Below are 24,372 nucleotides of genomic sequence, written 5' to 3' on the forward strand. Positions count from 1 at the left end.
CCAATCGGTGGACCCCGGGGCGATTACCGACCTTTGGGCACGGGCACAGAGCTCTGTATGGGCTGGACGCACGACTACCGAGACGTGACGCAGGAGCGGGGCGCCGAGGGCGACGCCGCAGTGGCTGTGAGCGAGGTGGCCGAGAGGGCGCGGGGTGAGCACGGGCCGATGGCCGGGCCCGACCCGCTCATCGGCATCCCGCGGATCATCCGCCGGCGGGCCCGCTGGGTGTCGGCGCGGCTGCGCCACCATCCGCGCGGCCGCTGACGGCTCCGGGGCGCCTTCCACGGGCCGGACGGGCGCCCGCGAGGCGCCCGCTCCCGCCCGCCACTGGGGACCTCACGGGGCCCTGGCGGCTCAGAGGGCGCAGCCCTGGGTGTTGACCCTCCCGGTGGCCGTACGGCCGCTGAGGGCGTCCTGCCGCACCTCGTCGGCCGTAAGGGCGTAGCCGGTGTCGGCGTCGTCGAGGGACTTCGCGAAGACCACGCCGTAGACCTTGCCGTCCGGGGTGAGCAGCGGACCGCCGGAGTTGCCCTGGCGCACGGTGGTGTAGAGGGAGTAGACGTCGCGGCGGACGTTGCCCCGGTGGTAGATGTCCGGGCCGTTGGCCTGGACGCGGCTGCGGATGCGCGCGGCGCGGACGTCGTAGGAGCCGTTCTCGGGGAAGCCCGCGACGATGGCGCTCCTGCCCGTCTCGGCGCCGGACCCGGCGAAGTCGAGGACCGGCGCCCGGAGCTGCGGCACGTCGAGGACGGCGATGTCGCGCTTCCAGTCGTAGAGGACGACCGTGGCGTCGTAGTGCCTGCCCTGGCCGCCGACCTGGATGGTCGGCTCGTCGACCCCACCGACGACATGGGCGTTGGTCATCACCCGGTGCGGGGCGAAGACGAAGCCGGTGCCTTCGAGGACCTTGCCGCAGCTGGGCGCGGTGCCGACGACCTTGACGATGCTGCGCTGGGCGTCCCTGGCGACGGGACTGGAGGCGAGCTTCGGGTCGGGCGCCGGCACGGAGGTGATGGGCTCGGTGGAGAAGGGCGCGAAGACCTGCGGGAAGCCGTTCTGCGCGAGCGCGGTGCTGAAGTCGGCGAACCAGGTGTTGGCCTGTGCCGGGACGACCCGCGCGACGCCGAGCAGCACCTTGGAGTTGCGGACCTCCTTACCGAGGGTCGGCAGGGAGGTGCCCGCGAGCGCGGAGCCGATGAGCCAGGCGACCAGCAGCATCGCCAGGACGTTGACGAGCGCGCCGCCGGTGGCGTCGAGCGCGCGGGCGGGCGACCAGGTGATGTGGCGGCGGAGCTTGTTGCCCAGGTGCGTGGTCGCGGCCTGGCCGATGGAGGCGCAGACGATGATGATCACAACGGCCGCGACGGCGGCCCACATGCCCGGGGTGGCCTCGTCGGTGGCGCTGTCCCAGATCAGGGGCAGCAGATAGACGGCGACCAGTCCGCCGCCGACGAAACCGATCACGGACAGCACCCCGACGACGAAGCCCTGGCGGTAGCCGACGACGGCGAACCACACGGCGGCGACCAGCAGCACGATGTCCAGCACGTTCACCGGGAGATGCCTCGCAATGATGTTGTCGGCGGTGGCGTCGGCCCCCGCGTGCGGTGGGGCCTGGATCACCGTCTCATGCCCTTCAGGCTCGCCAGTCCAGCGGGACCTGCCGGGCCCGGTCCCAGGGCCGCTCCCAGCCCGCGTAGTGCAGGATCCGGTCGATCACGCCTGCGGTGAACCCCCATACGAGCGCGCCGCCGACCTGGAAGGCCGGGCCGGTGTGACCGCTGGGGTGCCTGGCCGTCGCCCGGTTCTCCGGGTCGGTCAGCTCGGCCACGGGCACGGTGAAGACCCGGGCGGTCTCGGCCTGGTCGACGGGGGCGACCGGGCTGGGCTCGCGCCACCAGCCGAGGACCGGGGTCACGACGAAGCCGCTCACCGGGATGTAGAGCTGCGGGAGCACCCCGAAGATCTGCACCCCGGACGGGTCGAGGCCGGTCTCCTCCTCGGCCTCGCGCAGCGCGGCCCGCAGCAGCCCGCCGCCGGCCGGGTCGCCGTCCTCGGGGTCGAGGGCGCCGCCGGGGAAGGACGGCTGGCCCGCGTGCGAGCGCAGGGTGCCGGAGCGCTCCATGAGGAGCAGCTCGGGGCCCTTGGGGCCGTCGCCGAAGAGGATGAGGACGGCCGACTGCCGGCCGCCCTTGTCCGGCGGCAGGAAGCGACTGAGCTGGTGGGGCTCGATCGTCTCCGAGGCGCGCGCCACGGGCTCCAGCCACTCGGGCAGCCCCTCGGTGGTGATGGTGGCCCGCTGGCCGTACGTGCTCGTCATACGTGTCCCCTCGGCTGTGGTGCGGTCACTGGGCGGGCGCTCTTCGGAGCGGGACGCGGCAGGCCCCCGGAGGGGCCGGACGCGCTCGGCCCCTCCGGCACGTCATCGGGTGGTCATGCGGCTCCCAGGGGGGCGGCCGGCAGGCCCGGGTAGTCCGGCGGGGGCTTGAGCCGCTGGCCCGGCAGACCGCCCTTCTCGTACTTCAGGAGCTTTTGGGCCTTGTCCGGGTCGGTCTCGCCCTCCCCGTAGGACGGGCAGAGCGGAGCGATGGGGCAGGCGCCGCAGGCGGGCTTGCGGGAGTGGCAGATGCGCCTGCCATGGAAGACGACGCGGTGCGAGAGCATCGTCCACTCGCTCTTCGGGAAGAGGTCGCAGACGACGGCCTCGACCTTCTCCGGGTCCGTCTCGTCGGTCCACTTCCAGCGCCGGACGAGCCGCCCGAAGTGGGTGTCCACGGTGATCCCGGGGACTCCGAAGGCGTTGCCCAGCACGACGTTGGCGGTCTTGCGGCCGACGCCGGGCAGCGACACCAGGTCCTCCAGGCGGCCCGGCACCTCGCCGTCGAAGCGGTCGCGCAGGGCGGTGGAGAGCCCTATGAGGGACTTGGCCTTGGCCCGGAAGAAGCCCGTCGGCCGGATCAGGGCCTCCAGCGCCTCGGGGTCGGCCGCGGCCATGTCCTCGGGCGTCGGGTAGGCGGCGAAGAGGGCGGGGGTGGTCTGGTTGACCCGGAGGTCGGTGGTCTGGGCGGAGAGGACCGTGGCGACCAGGAGCTCGAAGGAGTTCTCGAAGTCGAGCTCGGGGTGGGCGTACGGATAGACGTCGGCGAGCTCGCGGTTGATCCGGCGGGCGCGGCGGACGAGCGCGGTCCGCGACTCGGGTCCGGCACCGGCTTTGGCACCGGCCTTCGCACCAGCCTTGGCACCGGCTTTGACGGTGGTCTTGGAGACGGCTTTGGTGACAGGAGCCTTGGTGGCGCGCTTGGCGGCGGCCTTCCCGGATGCGGCGGGTTTCCCGGAGGACAAAGCGGGCGACGAAGCGGAAGGAGAGGCGGAGGAAGAATCGGAAGAAATCATTCCAGCTCCCCGTTCGGCCGTCTGCGCCTTCGGCATTTTGGGCTTGCTCGCGGCTTTCGTCTTTTTTGCGGGCACGCGTTCGCCCACAGCGGAATCCTGCGGCCGGGTCACCCTTCCGGCCCCCTTGCCCTGTGCTCTCACCGGCGTATTGGACACCCGGCCAGACTAAAGCCCGGCGCCGACATCCTGCCCGCGCGTGGGAAAACCGCAGCCCGATCGGACCCCTGCCGTAGGGCTTCCGGCGACGATGCGCGACACTTGTGTTTGATCACACAGTTTTACCGACGGGCATCATGGGGACCACGGTCCTCTGTGCATGTCGACAAGGAGAGAACTCGTGGACGACGTTCTGCGGCGCGCCCCGCTTTTCGCGGCGCTCGATGACGAGCAGGCCGCTGAGCTGCGCGCCTCCATGGGCGAGGCGACCCTCGCGAGGGGCGACGCCCTGTTCCACGAAGGGGACCCCGGCGACCGGCTCTACGTGGTGACCGAGGGCAAGGTGAAGCTCCACCGCACCTCCCCGGACGGCCGCGAGAACATGCTGGCCGTCCTCGGCCCGGGTGAGCTCATCGGGGAGCTGTCGCTCTTCGACCCCGGACCGCGCACCGCCACCGCCACCGCCCTGACCGAGGTCAAGCTGCTCGGCCTGGGCCACGGCGACCTCCAGCCCTGGCTGAACGCCCGGCCCGAGGTGGCGACCGCGCTGCTGCGTGCCGTCGCGCGCCGTCTGCGCCGGACCAACGACTCGATGTCGGACCTCGTCTTCTCCGACGTCCCCGGCCGCGTCGCCAAGGCGCTCCTGGACCTGTCGCGCCGCTTCGGCGTGCAGTCCGAGGAAGGCATCCACGTGGTGCACGACCTCACCCAGGAGGAGCTGGCCCAGCTGGTCGGCGCCTCGCGCGAGACGGTCAACAAGGCGCTCGCGGACTTCGCGGGCCGTGGCTGGCTCCGGCTGGAGGCCCGCGCCGTGATCCTGCTGGACGTGGAGCGGCTCGCCAAGCGGTCCCGCTGACGCGAAGGGGGCGTACGCCCCCGGGGCGCCCGTGAGGGAACGCACCCGTGAACACACCGAAGGCCCCCGCCGGGAACGGCGGGGGCCTTCGGCATGCGGTGGCACGACGGCAGCGAGTGGTGGCGCGCGACGGGGGAATCGGGGCGACCGGGGCGACCGGGGCGACCGGGGCGACCGGGGCGACCGGGGCGACCGGGGCGACCGGGGCGACCGGGGCGACCGGGAGGCGGACTGCCGCGGAAGGCCGGCCGTCACGCGCGTAAGGGCCGGTCACGGGGACGGCCGGGGCATCACCAGTGCACGTACCCGACGGCCTGCCTCACCGCGCGAACGTGCCGTAGAGGGCCGTGAGCAGGGCCAGCAGGCCCGTAGGGACTGCCGGTGAGGGAAGTGGTCACCGCCCGCACTCCAGGGCGTCCAGGCGGTTCTCATGATCGGCGAGCTGCCGGCCGCTACGGCCGCGCCGCCGCCCCGCTCGCCGGAGAGCGGGGCGGCGGCGTCATCGGCGACGCCGGTACGCGGCCTCAGATCAGGCCGTGCTCCCCGAGGTATTCCAGCTGCGCCCGCACGGACAGCTCCGCGGCGGGCCACAGCGACCGGTCGACGTCCGCGTAGACGTGGGCGACCACCTCGCCCGACGTGCGGTGGCCGCTCTCCACAGCGGTCTCCACCTGCGCGAGCCGCTTCGCCCGGTGCACGAGGTAGTAGTCGATGGCGCCCCGGGCGTCGGTCAGCACGGGCCCGTGGGCGGGCAGCACCAGCTCCACGCCCTCCTCGACCACGAGCGCCCGCAGCCTGCGCAGCGAGTCCAGGTAGTCGCCGAGCCGCCCGTCGGGGTGGGCGACGACGGTGGTGCCACGGCCCAGGATCGTGTCGCCGCTGAGCAGCGCCCGGTCGGCGGGGAGGTGGAAGCACAGGGAGTCCGCCGTGTGCCCGGGGGTGGGGACGACGTGCAGCTCCAGGCCGCCGGTGGTGATGACGTCCCCCACGCCGAGCCCCTCGCCCCCCAGCCGCAGCGCGGGGTCCAGGGCCCGCACCGGCGTCCCGGTGAGCTCCGCGAAACGGGCCGCGCCGTCCGAGTGGTCGGGGTGGCCGTGGCTGAGAAGGGTGAGGGCCACCCGCTTGCCCGCGGCCTCGGCGGTCGCGACGACGGCCCGGAGGTGGGCCTCGTCGAGCGGGCCGGGGTCGATGACGACGGCGAGGTCGGAGTCGGGTTCGGCGACGATCCAGGTGTTGGTGCCGTCGAGCGTCATCGCGGACGGGTTGGGCGCGAGCACACACGTCGCCCGGGCGGTCGCGGGACCGCCGGGCGCGCCCTCGCGGGGCCGGCCGGGAAGGTCGGTAGCGGATGTCATGAGTCGGCCTCCGAGGGTCCCGGGACGTCGTGGTGGGCGGCCACGTGCTTGGTGAACTCGTCGTGCCCGGGCCAGCTCAGCACGATCCGGCCGTCGACGAGGCGCGCTCGCGCGAGTACGGGTGTGAGATCCCGCTCACCCGCCGCCGCCAGCGCCTCCGCCACCGAGCCGTAAGGGCGGAGGGAACGCAGGGTGGAGATGGTGGGCGGCATCATCAGCAGGTCGCCCCGGTCGTAGCCGGCCGCGGCCTCGGCCGGGCGGATCCACGCGACGCGGTCGGCCTCCGTGGAGGCGTTGCGGGTGCGCTGCCCTTCCGGGAGGGCGGCCACGAAGAACCAGGTGTCGTAGCGGCGCGGCTCGAACTCCGGAGTGATCCAGCGGGCCCAGCCGCCCAGCAGGTCGCTGCGCAGGACCAGGCCGCGCCGGTCGAGGAAGTCGCCGAAGGCCAGCTCCCGGCCGACCAGGGCGGCGCGGTCGGCCTCCCAGGTGTCGTCGGTGGTGTCCGCGACGACGGTGTCGGGCGTGGGGCCCGCCAGCAGTACGCCCGCCTCCTCGAAGGTCTCCCGGACGGCGGCGCAGACGATGGCCTGGGCCACGGCGGCGTCCACGCCCAGGCGCGCGGCCCACTGGGCGCGCGAGGGGCCCGCCCAGGGCACGTCGCGCGCGTCCCGCGGGTCGACCGAGCCGCCCGGATACGCGTACGCGCCTCCGGCGAAGGCCATGGAGGCGCGTCTGCGCAGCATATGGACGGCGGGTCCGTCCGCTCCGTCACGGAGCAGCAGCACCGTGGCCGCACGGCGCGGCGCCGTGGGCCGGAGCTCGCCGTTCGTGAGCGCTCTGATCCGGTCCGGCCACTCCGGCGGGTACCACTGGCCGTTCGAAGTCGACATGGCCGGATGCTATGCGCTCACGCGCGGATGTTCGAGGGCAACCGGGCCTTACCGGCCGCCCCGGTGGACCGGCCGATGGACCGGTCCGTGGACCAGTCCATGAACCGGTCCATGAACCGGTCCGTGGCTCAGTCCCGGACCTCGACCAGGAACTCGACCTCGACCGGCGCGTCCAGCGGCAGCACCGCGACGCCCACGGCGGAGCGCGCGTGCACGCCCTTCTCACCGAAGATCTCGCCGAGCAGCTCGCTCGTGCCGTTGAGGACACCGGGCTGGCCGGTGAAGTCCGGGGCGGAGGCGACGAAACCGACGACCTTCACCACGCGGACGATCTTGTCGAGGTCACCGACCACGGACTTCACCGCGGCCAGGCCGTTGAGCGCGCAGACCGCCGCCAGCTCCTTGGCCTGCTCGGCGCTGACCTCGGCACCGACCTTGCCGGTCACGGGGATGGCGCCCTTGACCATCGGCAACTGGCCCGCGGTGTACACGTAGGCGCCACTGCGGACGGCCGGCTGATAGGCGGCCAGCGGCGGCACGACGTCCGGCAGCGTCAGGCCGAGCTCGGCCAGCCGGGCCTCGACGGCGCTCACGCCTTGGCCCGCTTGAGGTAGGCCACCAGCTGCGCCGGGTCGTTCGGGCCGGGAACGACCTGGACGAGCTCCCAGCCGTCCTCGCCCCAGGTGTCCAGAATCTGCTTGGTCGCGTGCACGAGGAGCGGCACAGTCGCGTATTCCCACTTGGTCATGGGCCCGACTGTAATGCCTGACACCGACAGCCTCGTGCGTAGCCCGCTCGGCGACTGGTTAGGCTCCGATTCATGAGCAGGCTCCATGTCGTCAGCGGCAAGGGCGGTACCGGCAAGACCACGGTGGCCGCGGCCCTCGCGCTCGCCCTCGCCTCCGAGGGCGGACGCACCCTTCTGGTCGAGGTCGAAGGACGGCAGGGCATCGCCCAGCTCTTCGAGACCGAGGCCCTGCCCTACGAGGAGCGCAGGATCGCGGTCGCGCCGGGCGGCGGTGGCGAGGTCTTCGCCCTCGCGATCGACGCCGAGCGGGCCCTCCTCGACTACCTCCAGATGTTCTACAAGCTCGGCAGCGCCGGGCGCGCGCTGAAGAAGCTCGGCGCGATCGACTTCGCGACGACCATCGCACCGGGCCTGCGCGACGTCCTCCTTACGGGCAAGGCGTGCGAAGCCGTCCGCCGTAAGGATCGCGCGGGCCGTTTCGTCTACGACCACGTGGTCATGGACGCGCCGCCCACCGGCCGCATCACCCGCTTCCTCAACGTCAACGACGAGGTCGCCGGGCTGGCCCGGATCGGCCCCATCCACAACCAGGCGCAGGCCGTGATGCGGGTGCTCAAGTCACCCGAGACGGCCGTGCACTTGGTGACCCTCCTGGAGGAGATGCCCGTCCAGGAGACCGTGGACGGCATCGCGGAGCTGCGTGCGGCCCAGCTGCCGGTGGGCGGCGTCGTCATCAACATGGTGCGCCCGGAGATCCTGGACGAGGCCGCCGTGGAGGTCGCCGGGAACGGCGCCCGCGCGGAGGTCGCCGAGACCCTCCGGTACGCCCTGGAGCGGACCGGCCTCGGCGGCGGCCGCCACACGGGCCTCGCCGAGGCGCTCGTCGACCCGCTGGTGGCACAGGCCCGCGAGCACACCGAGCGGCTCGCCCTGGAGCGCAGCGGCCGCACCGAGATAGCCGGCCTCGGCCTGCCCACGTACGAGCTGGAGCTGCTCGGCGACGGCATGGACCTGGCGGGGCTCTACCGCATGGCACGGGAACTGCGGAAACAAGGAGTGGCGCGTTGACCCTGCCGGACCAGCCGAACGGCCTCGACAAGGCCGCCGTCCTCGACATCGACCCCGTACTGGACGACCCCCGCACCCGCATCGTGGTGTGCTGCGGCTCGGGCGGCGTCGGCAAGACCACGACCGCCGCGGCCCTCGGCCTCCGCGCGGCCGAGCGCGGGCGGCGCGTCGTCGTCCTCACCATCGATCCGGCCCGCAGGCTCGCCCAGTCGATAGGCATCGACGCCCTCGACAACGTGCCGCGCCGCGTCCCCGGTACGGACACCTCCGCGGGCGGCGAGCTGCACGCCATGATGCTCGACATGAAGCGAACCTTCGACGAGATCGTCGAGGCGCACGCCGACGCGGAGCGCGCCCGCGCCATCCTGGAGAACCCCTTCTACCAGTCCCTGTCGGCCGGCTTCGCGGGCACGCAGGAGTACATGGCCATGGAGAAGCTCGGCCAGCTCCGCGCGCGCGACGAGTGGGACCTGATCGTCGTGGACACCCCGCCGAGCCGCTCCGCGCTGGACTTCCTGGACGCCCCCGGGCGCCTGGGCTCCTTCCTGGACGGCAAGTTCATCAAGGTGCTGATGGCCCCGGCGAAGCTCGGCGGCCGGGCGGGGATGAAGTTCCTGGGCGTCGGCATGTCGGTGATGAGCGGCCCCCTCAACAAACTGATGGGGGCCCAGCTGCTGCGTGACGTACAGACCTTCGTGGCGGCGATGGACACCATGTTCGGCGGATTCCGTACCCGCGCCGATGCCACGTACCGGCTGCTCCAGGCGCCCGGTACGGCCTTCCTGGTCGTCGCGGCGCCGGAGCGGGACGCCTTGCGCGAGGCGGCGTACTTCGTGGAGCGGCTGGCCGCGGAGCGGATGCCGCTGGCGGGGCTGGTGCTCAACCGGGTGCACGGCAGCGGGGCCGCACGGCTCCCGGCGGACCGGGCACTGGCCGCCGCCGAGGCGCTGCTGGACGGCGCCGGAGAGCAGTCCCCGGGCCGGGTCCCGGCCCCGGCCGCGCCCCCGGGAGAAGGGGCGGGCGGAGCCGGTACGGCGACGGTCGCGGGGAGGACGGGGAATACAAGGCGTACATCGGATACGTCGGAAAATCTTGACGGCGGCGGCATTGTGGATCGTGACAGCGGGCAAGCTGGCTCACGTACCGTCGATGCCCCGGGTACCGGCACTCCCGCGCTCCCGCCCGAGGGCACTCCCGAAAGCGCTCCTGAGAACGCCCTTGAGAGCACTTCCGAAAAGACTCCTGAAAGCACTCACGGCGCTCCCGACGGCAAGGGCCTCCCCCAGCCCACCTCGTCGGGAGACTCCACCGCACGGCTGACCGCCGGTCTGCTCCGGCTGCACGCCGAGCGGATGCGGGTGCTCGCACGCGAGCGCCGCACGCGTGACCGCTTCACCGCGCTGCACCCCGAGGTCGCGGTGGCGGAGGTCGCCGCCCTGCCGGGTGATGTGCACGACCTGGCGGGCCTGCGGGCGATCGGCGAACTCCTCGCCGCTCAGCCCGCCGCCACGACCGTGGAGAGCGCCACCGCGAGCACCGGCGCGGCCGGGGCCGGCCCGGAGGTCACCGACGACGCCGTGGGCACGTCGGGCGGTGACGCCAAGCGGTGAACGCCGGGCGTAGGCGTCGGCGGGGGGCGTTGACACGGGGCCGTGCGGGCCGCGTGGTGGACGCCGGGTGAGGGCACCGGCACCCGAGGGGCCCGGCCCGTACCCGGGGGACCCTGGCCGCGGGCCCGGTCAGCCGACCGCGGCGTACGCGCCGTACTCCTCGTCGCCCAGCGGCAGGATGCCCGCGCCCCGCTCGTATTCCGTGCGGGCGGTCTCCAGGAGCCTGCGCCAGGAGGTCACCGTCGGGCGGCGCCTGAGCAGCGCACGGCGCTCACGCTCCGTCATGCCGCCCCACACACCGAACTCCACGCGGTTGTCCAGCGCGTCCGCGAGGCACTCGGTGCGCACCGGGCACCCGGTGCATACCGCCTTGGCCCTGTTCTGCGCTGCGCCCTGAACGAATAGTTCATCCGGATCGGTAGTGCGGCAGGCTGCCTGCGCACTCCAGTCGGTTACCCAGCCCATGCTGGCGCCGTCCTCTCCCGAATCGAGGCTCCCCCACGGCGGCAGCGGCATATTCACCGTTGCCAGTTGAGGACGTTACGGAAGGCGGACAGGGGGCAACACCCCCTTCGGGCCCAATCTTGGATGGCCCGAACGGACTATGCGTACGCGGCAGATCACCCAACGGAGTGACCTGGCGACATAGGCGACCAACCCCTGCATATCGGGGCAGTTCACCCTTGTCACGGCGGGCATGAAGTGACACAGACGGCAATACGGACACGTCTCATCACTCACAAGAGTGAGGCCGAAGGTGGTGTCGAATGGCACCGCAGTGACTGGCGTGAAACAGCGTAGGCGAACACACGGGCGTCTGTCCGCCGAATGAGAACGTAGGCTTCCCTTCATGGCTAAGAAGCGCTCGGGCGAGGGTCACAGCAAGACCCGGCAGGCCGCGAAATTCCTCGGTGTCAGCGTGCTCTCCGGAGCGGTTCTGGCGGGGCTGGCCCTGCCTGCGGTCGGCGCCTTCGGGCTCGTGGCGAAGGAGTCCGTCGAGGGGTTCGACGAGATCCCCGCCAGCCTCAAGACTCCACCGCTCAGTCAGCGCACCACCATCCTCGACGCCAAGGGCGGCGAGATCGCCAAGGTGTACTCCCGTGACCGCACGGTCGTGCCCCTGAACGAGATCTCGCCCTATATGCAGCAGGCGATCGTCGCCATCGAGGACGCGCGGTTCTACGAGCACGGGGCGGTCGACCTCAAGGGCGTGCTCCGCGCCCTCAACAAGAACGCCCAGTCCGGCGGCGTCTCCGAGGGCGCGTCCACCCTCACCCAGCAGTACGTGAAGAACATCTTCGTGGAGGAGGCCGGCGACGACCCCGACAAGGTCGCCGTCGCCACCCAGCAGACCCTCGGCCGGAAGGTCAAGGAGCTGAAGTACGCCATCCAGGTCGAGAAGGAGCTGGGCAAGAAGAGGATCCTCAATAACTACCTGAACATCACCTTCTTCGGGCAGCAGTCCTACGGGGTGGAGGCCGCCGCGCAGCGCTACTTCAGCAAGCGCGCCAAGGACCTCACGCTGGACGAGTCCGCGCTGCTGGCCGGCATCGTCCAGTCGCCGAGCCGCTTCGACCCCGTCAACGCCCCGAAGGAGGCCACCAAGCGCCGCAACACCGTGCTGCAGCGCATGGCCGACCTGAAGAACATCACCCCGGCCGAGGCCACCGCCGCGCAGGCCAAACCGCTCAAGCTCAAGATCACCCGGCCGAAGAGCGGCTGCATCACGGCCGTCGACGGCGCGGGCTTCTTCTGCGACTACGTCCGCGAGACCTTCCTCCAGGACCCCGTCTTCGGCAAGACCAAGGAGGCGCGTGCCAAGCGGTGGAACGAAGGCGGCATGACGATCCGCACGACCCTGGACCCGCAGACCCAGAAGTCGGTGCAGAAGTCGATCAGCGATCACGTCTACCAGAACGATTCGGTGGCCACCGCGGTATCGATCGTCGAGCCCGGCTCCGGCAAGGTGCTCGGCATGGGACAGTCGCGGCCGTACGGCTTCGGCGAGAACCAGACACAGATCAACTTCTCGGCCGACCACGCGCAGGGCGGCTCGAACTACGGCTTCCAGACCGGTTCGACCTTCAAGCCGATCCTCGCGGCGGCCGCCCTCGAGGAGGGCTTCTCGCCGAACAAGACCTACTCCTCGCCCTTCCGGATGCCCTACCCGGACGAGGTCGAGACGTGCGACGGCACGTGGCGCAACGGCGGCGGGGAGATGGTCAACAACGAGAACCGGAGCGAGGTCGGCCCGTACGGGATGCGGGAGGCCACGGCGAAGTCGGTCAACACCTACTTCATCCAGATGATCGGCGACACCGGCACCTGCCCGGTGACCAAGATGGCGTCGAAGCTGGGCCTCAAGCCCGCCTCCGGCAAGAAGATGGACCAGGTGCCGTCGATCGCCCTCGGCACGCAGGGCATGTCCCCGCTGCGGATGGCGGCCGCCTACGCCACCTTCGCCAACGGCGGCAAGTACTGCACCCCGGTCCTGATCACCTCGGCGACCGGGCCCAACGGCAAGAGCATCGACGTGCCGAAGACGCAGTGCTCGCGCGCCATGTCCGAGCAGACCGCCGACACCGTCAACACCCTGCTCAAGGGCGTGGTCGAGGACGGCACCGGTAAGGAGGCCGGTCTGGGCGGCCGGGACAGCGCGGGCAAGACGGGTACGACGGACGGCCGTAAGGCCGCCTGGTTCGTCGGCTACACCCCGAACATGGCCGGCGCGGTGTGGGTCGGCGGCCCCGGTAAGGACGTCGAGATGGAGAACATCAGCATCGGCGGCGTCTACCACGACAAGGTCTACGGCGGTGACACGCCGGGTCCGATCTGGCGCGACGCCATGACCGGCGCGCTGGAGGACAAGCCGGCGCCGTCCTTCGACACCGTGCCGGTGGCGGACGCGGACCGCGGGCAGGACTCGGACAAGGCCGGCGCGGGCCGCGGCCGGGGCAAGCCGGGCGCCGGTGGCAACAAGCAGGGCGGCGGCAAGCGGAACCAGCCGCCGGGGCCGGGGATCGTCGGCGGGAACTGACCGCCGGGATCACTGGGATCGCCGGAATCGCCGGAATCGCCGGTAAGGATCACTGGGATCGCCGGGTTCACCGGTAAAGAGGAGGGGGCGCCCGGACCGAACGGTCCGGGCGCCCCCTTCGTCTTGTGCTCCGGCATTGGCCCGGGCGGTCGGCAGCCGGCATGGCCTTGGGGCCGGCCTCCGCCTTTACCGGCCGGCGTCCGCCGACCGGCCGACGTACCCGGCCGCCCCGGCCGCCCTTCGGCGTCAGCCCGCGAGGAGCTTCTTCACCTCGGCGGAAACCCGGCCGCCCTCGGCCCGGCCGGCCACCTTCGGCTTCACGATCTTCATGACGGCGCCCATGGCGCGCGGGCCCTCGGCGCCGCCGGCCTTGGCCTCGGCGACGGCCTCCGCGACGACGGCGGCCAGCTCCTCGTCCGACATCTGCTGCGGCAGGTAGGTGGCGAGCACCTCGCCCTCGGCACGCTCGCGCTCGGCGGACTCGGCGCGGCCGCCCTTGTCGAACGCCTCGGCGGCCTCGCGGCGCTTCTTCGCCTCGCGCGTGATCACCTTCAGCACCTCTTCGTCGGACAGCTCACGAGAGGTCTTGCCGGCGGTCTCCTCGTAGGCGATGGCGGAGAGCGTGAGGCGGAGCGTGGAGGAGCGCAGCTCGTCACGCGCCTTGATGGCGGTCGTGAGGTCGTCGTGAAGCGTGGACTTGAGCGTGGTCATGCCGCAATCTTCGCACTGCGGGACGCGGAGTGCGCCGCATTAACGCCCGGTGCGCCGGACCGGAGCCCCGTGGGCCCGGGCAACTCCCCTGCCGCCGGGGCGCGTCCGGGAGCTCTGCGGGCCGCCCCACGGAGCCGGACCGGGTCACGGAACGCCCCGGCGGTCTGCGACGATGGGCACCATGCGCGCGCGATACGGAGTACCCCTGGGCATCACGGCGGTCGGCGCGGCGGGCATCGCCTACGCCGCCGGCTTCGAGGTCCGTTCCTTCCGCCTCCGACGGATCACGGTCCCCGTGCTGCCGCGGGGGATGCGGCCGCTGCGGGTGCTCCAGGTCTCGGACATCCACATGGTCGGCGGCCAGCGGAAGAAGCAGCGCTGGCTCCAGTCGCTGGCCGGGCTGCGCCCGGACTTCGTCGTCAACACCGGTGACAACCTCTCCGACCCCGAGGGCGTGCCGGAGACCCTGGACGCGCTCGGTCCGCTGATGGAGTTCCCCGGCGCGTACGTCTTCGGCTCGAACGACTACTACGGCCCGAAGCTGCGCAACCCCGCCCGCTACCTCCTGGAGAAGGCCAGCGGCCGGCACGGGCTGAACGGGAACGCCCCGGCGGTCGGTGTGATCCACAACCCCTGGGAGGAGCTGCGCGACGGCTTCGACGCGGCGGGCTGGGTCAACCTCACGAACACCCGCGGCAACCTCAAGGTCGAGGGCTACGACATCGCCCTCACGGGCCTCGACGACCCGCACATCAAGCGCGACCGGTACGCGGAGGTGACCGGCGGCCCGCGGGAGGACGCCGACTTCTCCCTGGCCGTCGTGCACGCCCCGTACCTCCGGGTGCTCGACGCCTTCACCGCCGACCGCTACCCGCTGATCCTCGCGGGACACACGCACGGCGGGCAGCTCTGCATCCCCTTCTACGGGGCGCTGGTCACCAACTGCGACATCGACACGAAGCGGGTCAAGGGCCTCTCCACCCACCAGGCCGGCGGCCACCGCTCGTACCTCCACGTCTCGGCCGGATGCGGCACGAACCGCTACACCCCGGTCCGCTTCGCCTGCCCGCCGGAGGCGACGCTCCTCACACTGGTCGCCCGGGACTGAGCGGGGCGGGCCCGGGGGCTTCCGGACCGGGGACACCCGGGAACCGAAGGGCCCCGGACCAGAGGGCCCCTGAACCGTCCGGAGGTCCCGGACCAGGAAGGTTCCCGCAGCCCACCCGTACGGTGGGGGAATGCTCGAACCGACACATTCCTCCACCACCCGGCGCAGCGCGTCCGACGCGGCGGCCGTTCCCGCGTCCGCCGTCACGTCGGCCGGCCGCCGCCCCTTCGCGGCGGCCTTCCGCGCGCTGGTGGCCCTGGCCGCGCTCACCGGCATCGTCCTGGACTCGATCGACTCCGACGACCTCGGCCGGCTCTTCAGCTACTTCACGATCCAGTCCAACATCCTGGTGGCGGTCACCTTCGCCTGGGCGGCCCAGCGTGCCTGGACCGCACGCCCGGCGCTCTCCCCGAGGATCACGGGGGCGGCGCTGCTGTTCATCTCCATCACGGGCCTGGTCTTCCATTTCGTGCTCTCGAACGACTCCAGCGGCTTCTCCATGACGAGCGAGCGCACGCCCCTGGAGTCGATCGCCAACCAGCTCCTCCACACCGTGACCCCGCTGGCGGCCGCCTTCGACTGGCTCGTGCTCACGGCGCCCGGCGGCTTCCTCCTGCGCCACGCGTGGCAGTGGCTGGCCTACCCGCTCCTGTACCTCCCCTTCGCCCTGGTCAGAGGCGCCCTCCTCGACCCCGGCACCGAGGGCCGCTACCCGTACCCCTTCCTGGACGTAGACCTCCACGGCTACCAAGGCATAGCCGCCAACGCCGTCGTCTTCGGCCTGGCCTTCTACGGCCTGGCCCTCGCCCTGGTCCTCCTCGACCGCATACGCCCCCACCTGCGAGGCCCACGGAATCGGATTTCGTCTCTGGGCTCCGGTCCGCTAAAGTAGAGCTCGTTGCGCCGGGGACTGCGAAAGCAGGGCCTGAAGCGACAATCGGGGTGTAGCGCAGCTTGGCAGCGCGCTTCGTTCGGGACGAAGAGGTCGTGGGTTCAAATCCCGCCACCCCGACAGCTGAAAAAGCAGGTCAGGCCCGGTTTCTTCTGAGAAGAAACCGGGCCTGACCTGCTTTTCGGTGTACCCGTCGAAGGTAGCGACAGTGACCCGGAACACACACCCTGAGGCGCCTTCTGCGGGTGCCAGCCGGAGACCGCCGGGGTGAACAGACAGATGGTCAAGCACGTTGGGCACCGTCGCGCCTCCAGCGCTTCATCTGTCCGAGCGCCTATCCGGCAAGTAGCCTTCCGTGAGGAGAAGGTGGTGGAACGGTTGCTAAGCACCCATGGGGGTGGTACGAGGCTAGCCGGGAGCCGGGAGCCGGGAGCCGGGAGCCGGGAGCCGGGAGCCGGGAGCCGGGAGCCGGGAGCCGGGAGCCGGGAGCCGGGAGGCCGTCTGACCAGGACGTGTGCGATCCTGCCGTCGGGCGGAGGTACGCGATGGAGTCCGACGAGCGCATTCTCGTCCCCGTAGGGCCCGACGCCGCACGCTGGCGGACCTTTGGCGGCGAGCGGACGGTGGTGGTCGCCGCGCGAACGGTGACCTCACTGGTTCGCGTACTGGACGTCGTGCCCGAGATCCTGCACGACGATCCGCGGATCACCGTGGTGTTCGCGTACGACCCGACGTCCGCTTTCAACGACGGTGTGCTCGACCTGCTCCGCTCGCTGGGCTGCCGCACCCTGCCATGGCCCCAGCTCGCGGAGATCTCGCCCGACCTGCTGCTGTCCGCCTCCGAGAACATCAAGGTGCCGCTCGGCCGCTATCCGGTGCTGGTGCTTCCGCACGGGGTCGGGTTCCACAAGCAGGTCCCCGATTCGGCCGGTTCGGGCACCCGGCTCTCCGGGCTGGTCCACGACGACCTGCTGGCCGCCCGGCGCGCCTGGCTCGCGGTGTCCCATCCCGACCAGGAGTCCCAGCTGGCAGCCGCCCATCCCGGTACGGCCGGCAGGACGGTGCTGGTCGGCGACCCGTGCCTCGACCGGCTCCGGGCGAGCGCGCGGTGGCGGGAACGCTACCGTTCGGCCCTCGGCGTGGTTCCCGGTCAGCAGTTGGTCCTGGTGAGCTCGACCTGGGGCGAGGAGTCGCTGGCCGGATCGTGGCCGGGGCTTCCGGCGGATCTGCTGGCCCAGCTCCCGGCCGATGAGTTCCGGGTGGCGCTGGTGCTGCACCCGAACATCTGGTCCGGCCATGGGGCCTGGCAGGTCCGGGTCATGCAGCAGAGCGCCCTGGAAGCCGGCCTGATCGCCGTCGACCCCACGGACGGCTGGCAGCAGGCCCTGGTGGCCTCGGACCTGGTGATCGGGGACCACGGGTCCGTGACGCTGTACGGAGCGGCGCTCGGGCGGCCCGTCGTACTCGGCGCGTTCGGGTCGGAGGCCGTTCCCGGTACGGCCGGGTACGCGCTCCGCTCGGCGGCGGCGCGGCTGGAGACAGGCCGGCCGTTGCGGCCGCAGCTGGCGGCGGCGGTGGCCGGTCACCGGGCGGACCGGTTCGCCGCGGTCAGCGCGGCGGCCTTCGCCGAGCCCGGCCAGGCCCTGCCAAGACTGCGGGAGCTGGTCTACAGCCTCCTCGGCCTCCCCCAGCCGAAGCAGCCGGGCCGCGGGCCGCGGGCCTTCCCGATCCCGGCCCCGGACACCACCCGGGCGCGATCGCTCATGGTGCGCACCTCTGTCGTACGGGGCACCGGGGGCGAACTCCAGGTGGAGATCAGCCGCTTTCCCGCCGCGCTGGCCGGGGAGACAGCAGAGGGCGAAACCGTGTTCTGGCACCTGGCCTGCGATGTCGACGAGCCGGACACCCGGCTCACCGAAAGCGCCACCGTCGTCTGCTCGGCGTCGGAGGTGCTCCCACCCGAGGCGGGGCGGCAGCGCGTGGCGTCCTGCCTGGCCGATTTCCCCGGGGCGCGGATCGCCGCGCTGACCGGGGAGGACGGCTGCGTCGTCGGGACGCGCGACGGACGGCTCGTGCACGTCGGCGCTGCGGACGGGCCGGGTCCTGACCCCGGCACAGCCGCGGCGGCGGTCTACGTACGCCTGCGCCTCGGCATGCCTCTGGATGTCACCGCAATGGTCCTGGTGCACGGCACGCGTCGGCAGAAGCTGCTGCTCCGCCCGGTGCCGCCGGCCGCGGATCAGCCGGCGGTGAGCCGGGCCAGGACCGCGGCCGCCCGGGGGCTGCCGCCCTTCTCGTAGACCGTAAGGGCACGACGCAGGCAGCCCCGGACGGCCTCAGGGTCGTCCAGCAGGTCCGCCAGGTCTTCCAGCGCCCGGGCTTCGTAGTGCGAGGCCCCGCCCTGGTGCAGCTCGTCGGCGGCCCGGGACAGGGCTGCCGCCGCCTCCCCGCGCGCACCGGTACGGGCCAAGGCCCGGCCGGTGTCGGCCAGGGACCGCGCCGCCATCCGCTCGTCGCCCAGGGAGAGGAACGCCTCCCGGGCCCGGGAGAGGGCGGTCAGGGCCGTGGCGTGGTCGCCGGCCACGCTCTGCGCGCAGCCCAGGAAGTAACGGGCCAGGGCCTCGCCCCGCTCCTCCCCGGCTTCGGTGTTGAGTGCGAGCGACGTACGGTACGCGTCCACCGCACGGGCCGGGTCGTGCAGGTCCCAGTAACGGCCGAGGAACTCCTGGACCGATGCCTGGAGGACCAGATGCCCCGACTCCACGGCGAGCTGCTCGGCCATGTCCAGTTGCGCCTTCGCCTGTTCGTCCTGGCCCAGGTCGAGCAGTGGCCTGGACAGCAGGCTGCGCAGCCGGGCCTCGGCGGCCGGATCGCCGTCACGCCGGGCCGCTTCGGCGCCCAGTTCGAGAGACTCCCGCCAGTCCGCGAGGTGCCGGTGGTGGAGGAAGAGGGCGGTGAACGCTTCGGCCGTCTGCCACACGGAACGGTCGAGGTCGAAGCCGGACGCGGCCCGGAGCACGGCGAGGATGTTGGCCCGTTCGGCCTCCAGCCAGCTGATCGCGTCGCGGCCGGGGTCGGTCGCGTCGGCGAACGGTCCGGGGTCGGCACTCGGACCGGGTGTGCCGGCCGGGCAGTCCCGTCGGGCGATCCGGAGCCGGTCGGCCCGGACCGCGAGGTCCGCCGCGGTGGTCAGCACGAGGTAGTGGCCGGTCACCCTGCGGACCGTCTCCCGTTCCGTGCCGGGCGGTTCAAGGGCACGGGCGGTGTCCCTGGCGTGCAGCCGGACCAGGCCGTGCAGTGCGTACCTGCGGTCATCCGTCACCGAGAGCAGGCTGGCGGCCTCCAGGACGTCCAGCGCCTCTTGGGCCCGGGCCGTCGTGTGCAGCCCGGCGGCCGCGGCGGCGACGGCGGTGTCGAAGCTCAGGCCCGGCAGATAGCCGAGTGTCCGGTACATGCGAGCGGCGGCTTCGGGGAGGTCCCGGTAAGTCAGCTCAAGGGCTGCGGACACGGTGCGCTCCTCGTGTGCTGAGGACACGGCGATGCGACTGAGGCGGCTCTGTTCATCGGACAGCTCGGCGACCAGCGCGCCGATCGTCAGGCGGCGATGGGTCAGCAGCCGCGCACCGCAGATGCGCAGGGCGACCGGCAGGCCGCCGCAGAGTTCGACCAGCCGGGCCGCGGCCTCCGCTTCGTCCGCGATCCGCCGGGGACCGCAGAGGGCCGACAACAGCTCCAGGGCGCTGTCGGTGTCGAGGACGTCGAGCTGGAGCAGGGATGCTCCGTCGAGGACGAGCTCGCCCAGGCGCCATGTGCTGGTCGCCAGCACCGCGCTGCCCGGCCCTTGCGGAAGGAGGGCGGTGACCTGCGCCGGGCGCGTCACGTCGTCCAGCACCACGAGCATCCTGCGCTTGGCCGACAGGTCACGGTAGAGAGCCGTACGGTCGGCGAAGCCCGTGGGGAGGAACCGGTCCCGCACGCCCAGGGCGCGCAGGCAGGTGGCGAGCGCTTCGGACACGTCCCCGCCGGTGCCCGCGCGCAGCCCGGCGAAGTCGACGAAGATCTGTCCGTCGGGGAAGCGGAGCTGGTTGCTGTGGGCCCATTGGCAGGCGGCGGCCGTCTTGCCGATCCCGGGGAGCCCGCTGAAGACGCCGATCGGGCAGCCGGCGGGATCGCTGTGGGCGAGTAAACCGTCCACTTCGGCCAGCTCCTGACGGCGGTTGACGAAGCCGCGTGGTGGTCTCGGGACCTGGTCGGGGCGCCGGTCCGGTGGCGCCTCGGGTCCCGCGTGGTAATTAAAGGTGATGGCGCCGTTGACGACACCGGCTTGGACCAGTTGCCCGTCGACATTGCCGGGAAGGCTGTTCGTGATCCTCGTCGGCGCCGGGCGTTCCGAACCGTCCTGCACGCTCATGAACCACCGCCTCTCGGGATCTCCAACCCATGGTCACCGTACTGGACTCAGGCCGTGCAAGGGGGCGTTCCGCGCCCGCTACGATCAGGGACATGCCGAACCAGGCTCCCTACGACGCCCCTGACCTGCCCTGTCGACCCGAGTCCTGCAAATCGCCTGTTACCAGTACAATTAACAATTTGACGGGCAGCGGGCAGCGGGCAGCGGGCAGCGGGCAGCGGGCAGCGGGCAGCGGGCAGCGGGCAGCGGGCAGCGGGCAGCGGGCAGCGGGCAGCGGGCAGCGGGCAGCGGGCAGCGGGCAGCGGGCAGTACTGGTCGCCGTGCGGTCCGCAGGAGCCCTGCACCGGCTCCTCGACGTGTTGCCGGCGTTCGACGGGGACAACCGGGTCACCACCCGGTTCACGCTGGTCCCGGGCTCAGACTTCGACGTCGACGCCCTTTCGGCCCTGGACCGCGCCGGCGCCCGCACTCTCGCCTGGGACGAGGCCCTTCGGACCGAGCATGACCTGATCCTGGCCGCGAGCCCCAAGGGGGCGCTCCGGCAGCTGTCGGGACCCCGGGCGCTGCTGCCTCACGGAGCCGGCTTCAACAAGACGGTCTCCGACGACGGCTCGGCCGGTGTTCCATCGGGCCTCGATCCCCACTACCTGCTGGCAGAGGGCGAGCCCTGGGCCGACCTGCACGCCCTGGCGCACGAGGAGCAGGTGTCCCGCCTGGCACGTCACTGCCCTGTGACCGCCCGCCGGGCCGCCGTGGTCGGTGATCCCACCCTGGACCGGCTCCTCGCGTCCGTCCCCCACCGGGCGGAGTACCGCGATGCCCTGGGCACGGGGCCGCGCAGGCTCATCGTCCTCGTGTCCACATGGGGACCCGAGTCCCTGCTGGCCCGCCGCCCTGGCCTGCCGGCCGACCTCAGCGCGCTCCTGCCCCACGACTCCTTCCAAGTCGCGTTGGTTCTGCACCCCAACGAGCACAGCGGCACCGGGAGGTTCGACCTGTCCCGGTGGCTCGCCCCAGCCCTCGCGGCGGGCCTCGTCCTCTCCCGCCCGTACGAGGAATGGGCCGCGCTGCTGGCCGCGGCCGATGCCGTAGTCACCGACCACGGCTCCACCGCGCTGTACGCCGCGGCCCTCGGCCACCCGGTGATAGGCGCGTACGACGGCGGCCACGAGCTGATACCCGACAGCCCGATGGCACGGTTGCTGGCCGCCGCCCCCCACCTCTCGGCAGCCTCGGATCTGCCCGAAGTCCTCCGGGCTGCCCTTACGGTGGACGCCCGCGGCCACGCCTCCGCCGCGTTCGCGCGGCAGGGCGAAGCGCTTCCCCTGCTACGGCAGCACCTCTACCGGCTGCTCGGGCTGCGCCCGCCGGCGGACCCGCCGGAAGCCCGGGCGTTCCCCGCGCCCTCCGCCGCGCCCCGGCGGCCACGGGCCTTCGCGGTACGGGCCGAGGTCTCGGGTGACCGGGTCGCCGTCGAGCGCTTCCCCGTACACACGCGGGAGCCCGTGCACCACGTGGCGGCCGAGTACCCCACCGCCGGGCCCCGCGAGGTGCAGAGCGCGGCCGTGCTGTGGCGCCGTAAGGAGGACACCGCCCCTCGCACTCGGGCGACCGTGTGGACGGCGAGCGGCTGGACGGCCCACGTCCTGGCGGAGGCTCCGGGCTGCCGGACGGCGGTCGCCGTCCTGACACGCCGGCGGTGCCTGCTCAGGCACCGGAAGGCCGGTCTGCTCCACCTCCGCATGGAGCCCCGCCACGACGCCGGCAGGGTCTCCTACGCCGACCCTGTGGCCGTGGCGTCCGCGGTGCACGTCTGGCTGGGAGCCAACGCGACGCGCGCCCTGCCCGTGTGGCTGACGTGCGACATAGGACCGGTCGCCGTCCGCGTGCACCTGGCCCCCGCGGATACGGACGACCTCGACTACGAGCTCTGACCCTCGGGGGCGACTCCCCCGCACTCGGTCGCGATGCGCCTCGCGGCCGTACGGTGCGCCTCGGCGGTGCGCGTTTCACCGAAGGCGTCCGCCAGGTCGGCGAGCTCCTCCAGGACCCGGACCTCGTCCGTGCGGGAACCGCGCCTCCGGGCACCGTCGAGCGCGGCGCCGACCAAGGGGCGGGCCTCCTCGGGACGGCCGCTCAGGCGCAGCGCGCGGCCCAGTTCGAACGCGGTCCGCGCGGTCATGCGCTCCCGCTTCTGGAGCCGGGCCATCTCGAAGGCTTCGCGCAGCGGTACGACGGCCTCCTGGTGCTGCCCGCTCCGCAGCGCGGTCTTTCCCAGCAGGTACGTCTGCAGCAGTACGCCGTACTCGTTGCCGATCTCCGCGTGGACCGCCTTCGACGCTTCGAAGTCCGCGGCGGCTCCGGTCCAGTCCCCGGTCTCTGCCTTGAGCAGCCCTCGGAACTCCACCGTCGAGGCCCGCAACTTGCGCTCCGGGTCGGATTCCCCCAAGGCGTCGGAGGCGTTGAGGGCATGCCGCAGGTGCTCGGCCGCCTCCTCGTACAGCCGCTGCTCCCACAGCGGGCGGGCCAGCTGACACCTCATCCGCACCATGGCCGGCAGGTACTCCGCGCGGTCGGCCGCGGCCACCCCCGTACGGAACGCGTCCATGATGTCCGCGTAGTGCTGATGGTCGAGGAAATGGGTCCACAACGGCTCGCACAACGCCCAGGCGTCCTCGTACAGCCCGTCCTCGAAGGCCGACCGGACGCACCCGTACAGGATGTGTCGCTGGGCATCCAGCCACCGCAGCGCTTCCGGCTTCCCCGGGAAGTCGACGTCGGGCACGTCGGTGCCCGCGGAGTCCGGCACTTCCGCGAACGTCATCCGCGACCCCGCCGCCACGAGGTCCGCGCGGGCGGCCTGGCGCCTGATCCAGGTGATCAGTGAACGGCGGGCCCCGGCCCGCTCCGCCCCGTCGGGGTCCTCCTGCCGTGCCCGACGGTCGGCATGCCCCCTCAAGAGGCTGTGCATGCGCCAGCCCTCGGTCAGCCCTTCGAGCAGTCCCGCGGACTCCAGTTCCTCCAGGGCGTCTTCCGCGAGGAGTGGAGCGCGACCGAGCAGAGCGGCGGCGACCGATTTCGTGACGCCGGGGCCCGGAAGCTGGGGCAGCAGGCGGTACAGGCGTGCCGCCTCCGGTGGCAGAGCCGCGTACGCGGCATCCCACACGGCTTCGACCATGGGAATACCCTTCCCGTGCAGCTCCGCCGTGAGCTCCGCGACGAGCCGGGACAGGCTGCGCCTGCGGTACTTGCGCACCCACTGCCCGGCCACCTGGAGGGCGGCCGGCAGCCCTCCGCAGCCTCGTGCCAGATCGACGACCGCCTCCGGCTCCGCCGCCAGCCGGGGATCGTCCACGAGGTGGCCCAGCAGCCGCACGGCGTCGTCCACCCCGAGCGGGCCCACCGGCACCTCGACAGCGGCTCTGCCGTCGAGGTCGTACAGGGCGGCCTGGCTGGTGACGATCACAAGGCTGAGGTCCGATGACGGGAGGAGTTCGTTCACCTCGGTCCCGAGGCGCGCGTTGTCGACGACCACGATGAGCCGCTTGCCCTTTGTCCTGCTCCAGAGCTGCTTTTTGCGACCGCCCTGGGATTTTTCCAGCCAATCCGGTGTCACGCCCATGCCCGTCAGGAGTTCCCCGACAGCGTCCGAGACTTCGACGACACCGTCCCGGCGCAGGTCGTCGAGGTCTACGTAGAGCACTCCGTCCGGGTACCGGTCGGTGAGGCCGCGAGCCATGTGGAACCCGAGTGCCGTCTTGCCGATGCCGCCGATACCGGTCAGCGCGACGACCAGGGGTCCGCCGTGCACCGGGTGGCCCTCGACCGCACGGGTGATGCGCTCACGCTCGTCGTGTCTGTTCTCGAACCGGGCCAACGCGGGTGGGAGTTGGCAGGGGACGGGCCGGCCCGACGCTTCCGCGCCGTGAAAGTGCTGGTGAATCTCTCCGATGCGGCCAGCTTGGACGACCACTTCCGCGTGCCCGTCCAGACTGTTCCAGGTGTCCTCGGCCATGCGCCAACACTATTGGCCCATCGGCAACATGACGATGCGTACATATCGGCCGGCCGCACCGAGGCCGTGGTCCGTGGCCCGGACCTGGATGTGCCGGAACCACTTCGACGGGGTGCGGT

Annotated in this window: 20 protein-coding genes and 1 tRNA gene; 10 read left to right on the forward strand and 11 right to left on the reverse strand. The window is 72.2% G+C overall.

What is annotated here, in order from left to right:
* Positions 1–57: 57 nt before the first annotated feature.
* Positions 58–267 (forward strand): hypothetical protein, encoded by a 210-nt coding sequence (locus tag AF335_RS11540; RefSeq protein ID WP_102918245.1) that lies wholly within the window; start codon positions 58–60, stop codon positions 265–267.
* A 90-nt stretch (positions 268–357) separates the two neighbouring features.
* Here AF335_RS11540 and AF335_RS11545 read toward each other — a convergent pair whose 3' ends face one another.
* The 3 genes from AF335_RS11545 to nth form a co-directional block, all read right to left on the reverse strand.
* Positions 358–1,557 (reverse strand): MarP family serine protease, encoded by a 1,200-nt coding sequence (locus AF335_RS11545; protein ID WP_102918736.1) that lies wholly within the window; start codon positions 1,555–1,557, stop codon positions 358–360.
* An 82-nt stretch (positions 1,558–1,639) separates the two neighbouring features.
* Positions 1,640–2,323 carry an NUDIX hydrolase gene (locus AF335_RS11550; protein WP_102918246.1) on the reverse strand — a complete coding sequence of 228 codons (684 nt, stop codon included), beginning with the start codon at positions 2,321–2,323 and terminating at the stop codon, positions 1,640–1,642.
* A 113-nt stretch (positions 2,324–2,436) separates the two neighbouring features.
* Positions 2,437–3,396 carry an endonuclease III gene (gene nth / locus AF335_RS11555; RefSeq protein ID WP_376697830.1) on the reverse strand — a complete coding sequence of 320 codons (960 nt, stop codon included), beginning with the start codon at positions 3,394–3,396 and terminating at the stop codon, positions 2,437–2,439.
* Positions 3,397–3,733: 337 nt separating this feature from the next.
* Between nth and AF335_RS11560 the strand changes: the two genes are divergently transcribed.
* Complete coding sequence (locus AF335_RS11560) at positions 3,734–4,408, forward strand: Crp/Fnr family transcriptional regulator (protein WP_030367278.1); 675 nt, start codon at positions 3,734–3,736, stop codon at positions 4,406–4,408.
* A gap of 524 nt (positions 4,409–4,932) precedes the next feature.
* On the opposite strand, the gene AF335_RS11565 is transcribed toward AF335_RS11560, so the two are convergent.
* From AF335_RS11565 to sp36, 4 genes are all read right to left on the reverse strand, one after another.
* The gene (locus tag AF335_RS11565) at positions 4,933–5,763 is read right to left on the reverse strand and encodes an MBL fold metallo-hydrolase (protein WP_102918248.1); all 831 of its coding nucleotides are present in this window, start codon (positions 5,761–5,763) and stop codon (positions 4,933–4,935) included.
* Positions 5,760–6,653, reverse strand: a complete 894-nt coding sequence (locus AF335_RS11570; RefSeq protein ID WP_102918249.1) for an NUDIX hydrolase — start codon at positions 6,651–6,653, stop codon at positions 5,760–5,762. The genes AF335_RS11565 and AF335_RS11570 overlap by 4 nt, the downstream gene beginning before the upstream one ends.
* 128 nt (positions 6,654–6,781) lie before the next feature.
* Complete coding sequence (locus AF335_RS11575) at positions 6,782–7,246, reverse strand: RidA family protein (RefSeq protein ID WP_102918250.1); 465 nt, start codon at positions 7,244–7,246, stop codon at positions 6,782–6,784.
* Positions 7,243–7,401: a Sp36 family protein gene (sp36, locus tag AF335_RS34060; protein WP_146045503.1), complete on the reverse strand. Its 159-nt coding sequence runs from the start codon at positions 7,399–7,401 to the stop codon at positions 7,243–7,245. The genes AF335_RS11575 and sp36 overlap by 4 nt, the downstream gene beginning before the upstream one ends.
* A gap of 72 nt (positions 7,402–7,473) precedes the next feature.
* Between sp36 and bagA the strand changes: the two genes are divergently transcribed.
* Both bagA and bagB read left to right on the forward strand, forming a co-directional pair.
* Positions 7,474–8,469, forward strand: coding sequence for an ATPase BagA (gene bagA, locus AF335_RS11580; RefSeq protein WP_102918251.1), 996 nt, complete (start codon positions 7,474–7,476; stop codon positions 8,467–8,469).
* Positions 8,466–10,079: an ATPase BagB gene (bagB, locus tag AF335_RS11585; RefSeq protein ID WP_228773268.1), complete on the forward strand. Its 1,614-nt coding sequence runs from the start codon at positions 8,466–8,468 to the stop codon at positions 10,077–10,079. The genes bagA and bagB overlap by 4 nt, the downstream gene beginning before the upstream one ends.
* Before the next feature lie 129 nt (positions 10,080–10,208).
* Here the strand turns inward: bagB and AF335_RS11590 are convergent, their stop codons facing one another.
* Positions 10,209–10,544 carry a WhiB family transcriptional regulator gene (locus tag AF335_RS11590; protein WP_184743573.1) on the reverse strand — a complete coding sequence of 112 codons (336 nt, stop codon included), beginning with the start codon at positions 10,542–10,544 and terminating at the stop codon, positions 10,209–10,211.
* A 385-nt stretch (positions 10,545–10,929) separates the two neighbouring features.
* Between AF335_RS11590 and AF335_RS11600 the strand changes: the two genes are divergently transcribed.
* A complete protein-coding gene (locus tag AF335_RS11600; protein ID WP_102918252.1) occupies positions 10,930–13,116 on the forward strand; it encodes a transglycosylase domain-containing protein in 2,187 nt (728 codons plus the stop codon).
* 246 nt (positions 13,117–13,362) lie between these two features.
* On the opposite strand, the gene AF335_RS11605 is transcribed toward AF335_RS11600, so the two are convergent.
* A complete protein-coding gene (locus tag AF335_RS11605; RefSeq protein ID WP_102918253.1) occupies positions 13,363–13,827 on the reverse strand; it encodes a GatB/YqeY domain-containing protein in 465 nt (154 codons plus the stop codon).
* A 181-nt stretch (positions 13,828–14,008) separates the two neighbouring features.
* On the opposite strand from AF335_RS11605, the gene AF335_RS11610 reads away from it, so the two are divergent.
* The 4 genes from AF335_RS11610 to AF335_RS11625 all read left to right on the forward strand — a co-directional run bounded on the left by AF335_RS11610 (position 14,009) and on the right by AF335_RS11625 (position 18,127).
* Positions 14,009–14,935, forward strand: coding sequence for a metallophosphoesterase (locus AF335_RS11610; RefSeq protein ID WP_102918737.1), 927 nt, complete (start codon positions 14,009–14,011; stop codon positions 14,933–14,935).
* 130 nt (positions 14,936–15,065) lie between these two features.
* Positions 15,066–15,827, forward strand: a complete 762-nt coding sequence (locus AF335_RS11615; protein WP_102918254.1) for a Pr6Pr family membrane protein — start codon at positions 15,066–15,068, stop codon at positions 15,825–15,827.
* A gap of 46 nt (positions 15,828–15,873) precedes the next feature.
* Positions 15,874–15,947 (forward strand) — tRNA-Pro (locus AF335_RS11620).
* A gap of 425 nt (positions 15,948–16,372) precedes the next feature.
* Positions 16,373–18,127 carry a CDP-glycerol glycerophosphotransferase family protein gene (locus tag AF335_RS11625; protein WP_102918255.1) on the forward strand — a complete coding sequence of 585 codons (1,755 nt, stop codon included), beginning with the start codon at positions 16,373–16,375 and terminating at the stop codon, positions 18,125–18,127.
* Here the strand turns inward: AF335_RS11625 and AF335_RS11630 are convergent.
* Entirely contained in the window at positions 18,067–20,238 is a 2,172-nt protein-coding gene (locus tag AF335_RS11630) for an NB-ARC domain-containing protein (protein WP_102918256.1), read from the reverse strand. The two genes, AF335_RS11625 and AF335_RS11630, sit on opposite strands and share 61 nt — an antisense overlap.
* Before the next feature lie 320 nt (positions 20,239–20,558).
* Here AF335_RS11630 and AF335_RS11640 point away from each other — a divergent pair, with 320 nt between their 5' ends.
* Positions 20,559–22,172 carry a translation initiation factor 2 gene (locus AF335_RS11640; protein WP_184743595.1) on the forward strand — a complete coding sequence of 538 codons (1,614 nt, stop codon included), beginning with the start codon at positions 20,559–20,561 and terminating at the stop codon, positions 22,170–22,172.
* On the opposite strand, the gene AF335_RS11645 is transcribed toward AF335_RS11640, so the two are convergent.
* A complete protein-coding gene (locus AF335_RS11645) occupies positions 22,160–24,253 on the reverse strand; it encodes a tetratricopeptide repeat protein (protein WP_102918258.1) in 2,094 nt (697 codons plus the stop codon). The two genes, AF335_RS11640 and AF335_RS11645, sit on opposite strands and share 13 nt — an antisense overlap.
* Positions 24,254–24,372: the final 119 nt, after the last annotated feature.

Source organism: Streptomyces eurocidicus (assembly GCF_002891295.1).
Lineage (GTDB): Bacteria > Actinomycetota > Actinomycetes > Streptomycetales > Streptomycetaceae > Streptomyces > Streptomyces eurocidicus.

Excerpts from the sequence above, each read along its gene's own strand:
- AF335_RS11600 (WP_102918252.1), top strand. The coding sequence starts at position 10,930 with ATGGCTAAGAAGCGCTCGGGCGAGGGTCACAGCAAGACCCGGCAGGCC.
- AF335_RS11540 (WP_102918245.1), top strand. The coding sequence starts at position 58 with ATGGGCTGGACGCACGACTACCGAGACGTGACGCAGGAGCGGGGCGCC.
- AF335_RS11625 (WP_102918255.1), top strand. The coding sequence starts at position 16,373 with ATGGAGTCCGACGAGCGCATTCTCGTCCCCGTAGGGCCCGACGCCGCA.
- AF335_RS11565 (WP_102918248.1), bottom strand. The coding sequence starts at position 5,763 with ATGACATCCGCTACCGACCTTCCCGGCCGGCCCCGCGAGGGCGCGCCC.
- AF335_RS11630 (WP_102918256.1), bottom strand. The coding sequence starts at position 20,238 with ATGAGCGTGCAGGACGGTTCGGAACGCCCGGCGCCGACGAGGATCACG.
- sp36 (WP_146045503.1), bottom strand. The coding sequence starts at position 7,401 with ATGACCAAGTGGGAATACGCGACTGTGCCGCTCCTCGTGCACGCGACC.
- AF335_RS11615 (WP_102918254.1), top strand. The coding sequence starts at position 15,066 with ATGCTCGAACCGACACATTCCTCCACCACCCGGCGCAGCGCGTCCGAC.
- AF335_RS11550 (WP_102918246.1), bottom strand. The coding sequence starts at position 2,323 with ATGACGAGCACGTACGGCCAGCGGGCCACCATCACCACCGAGGGGCTG.
- nth (WP_376697830.1), bottom strand. The coding sequence starts at position 3,396 with ATGATTTCTTCCGATTCTTCCTCCGCCTCTCCTTCCGCTTCGTCGCCC.
- AF335_RS11570 (WP_102918249.1), bottom strand. The coding sequence starts at position 6,653 with ATGTCGACTTCGAACGGCCAGTGGTACCCGCCGGAGTGGCCGGACCGG.
- AF335_RS11590 (WP_184743573.1), bottom strand. The coding sequence starts at position 10,544 with ATGGGCTGGGTAACCGACTGGAGTGCGCAGGCAGCCTGCCGCACTACC.
- AF335_RS11605 (WP_102918253.1), bottom strand. The coding sequence starts at position 13,827 with ATGACCACGCTCAAGTCCACGCTTCACGACGACCTCACGACCGCCATC.
- bagA (WP_102918251.1), top strand. The coding sequence starts at position 7,474 with ATGAGCAGGCTCCATGTCGTCAGCGGCAAGGGCGGTACCGGCAAGACC.
- AF335_RS11610 (WP_102918737.1), top strand. The coding sequence starts at position 14,009 with ATGCGCGCGCGATACGGAGTACCCCTGGGCATCACGGCGGTCGGCGCG.
- AF335_RS11645 (WP_102918258.1), bottom strand. The coding sequence starts at position 24,253 with ATGGCCGAGGACACCTGGAACAGTCTGGACGGGCACGCGGAAGTGGTC.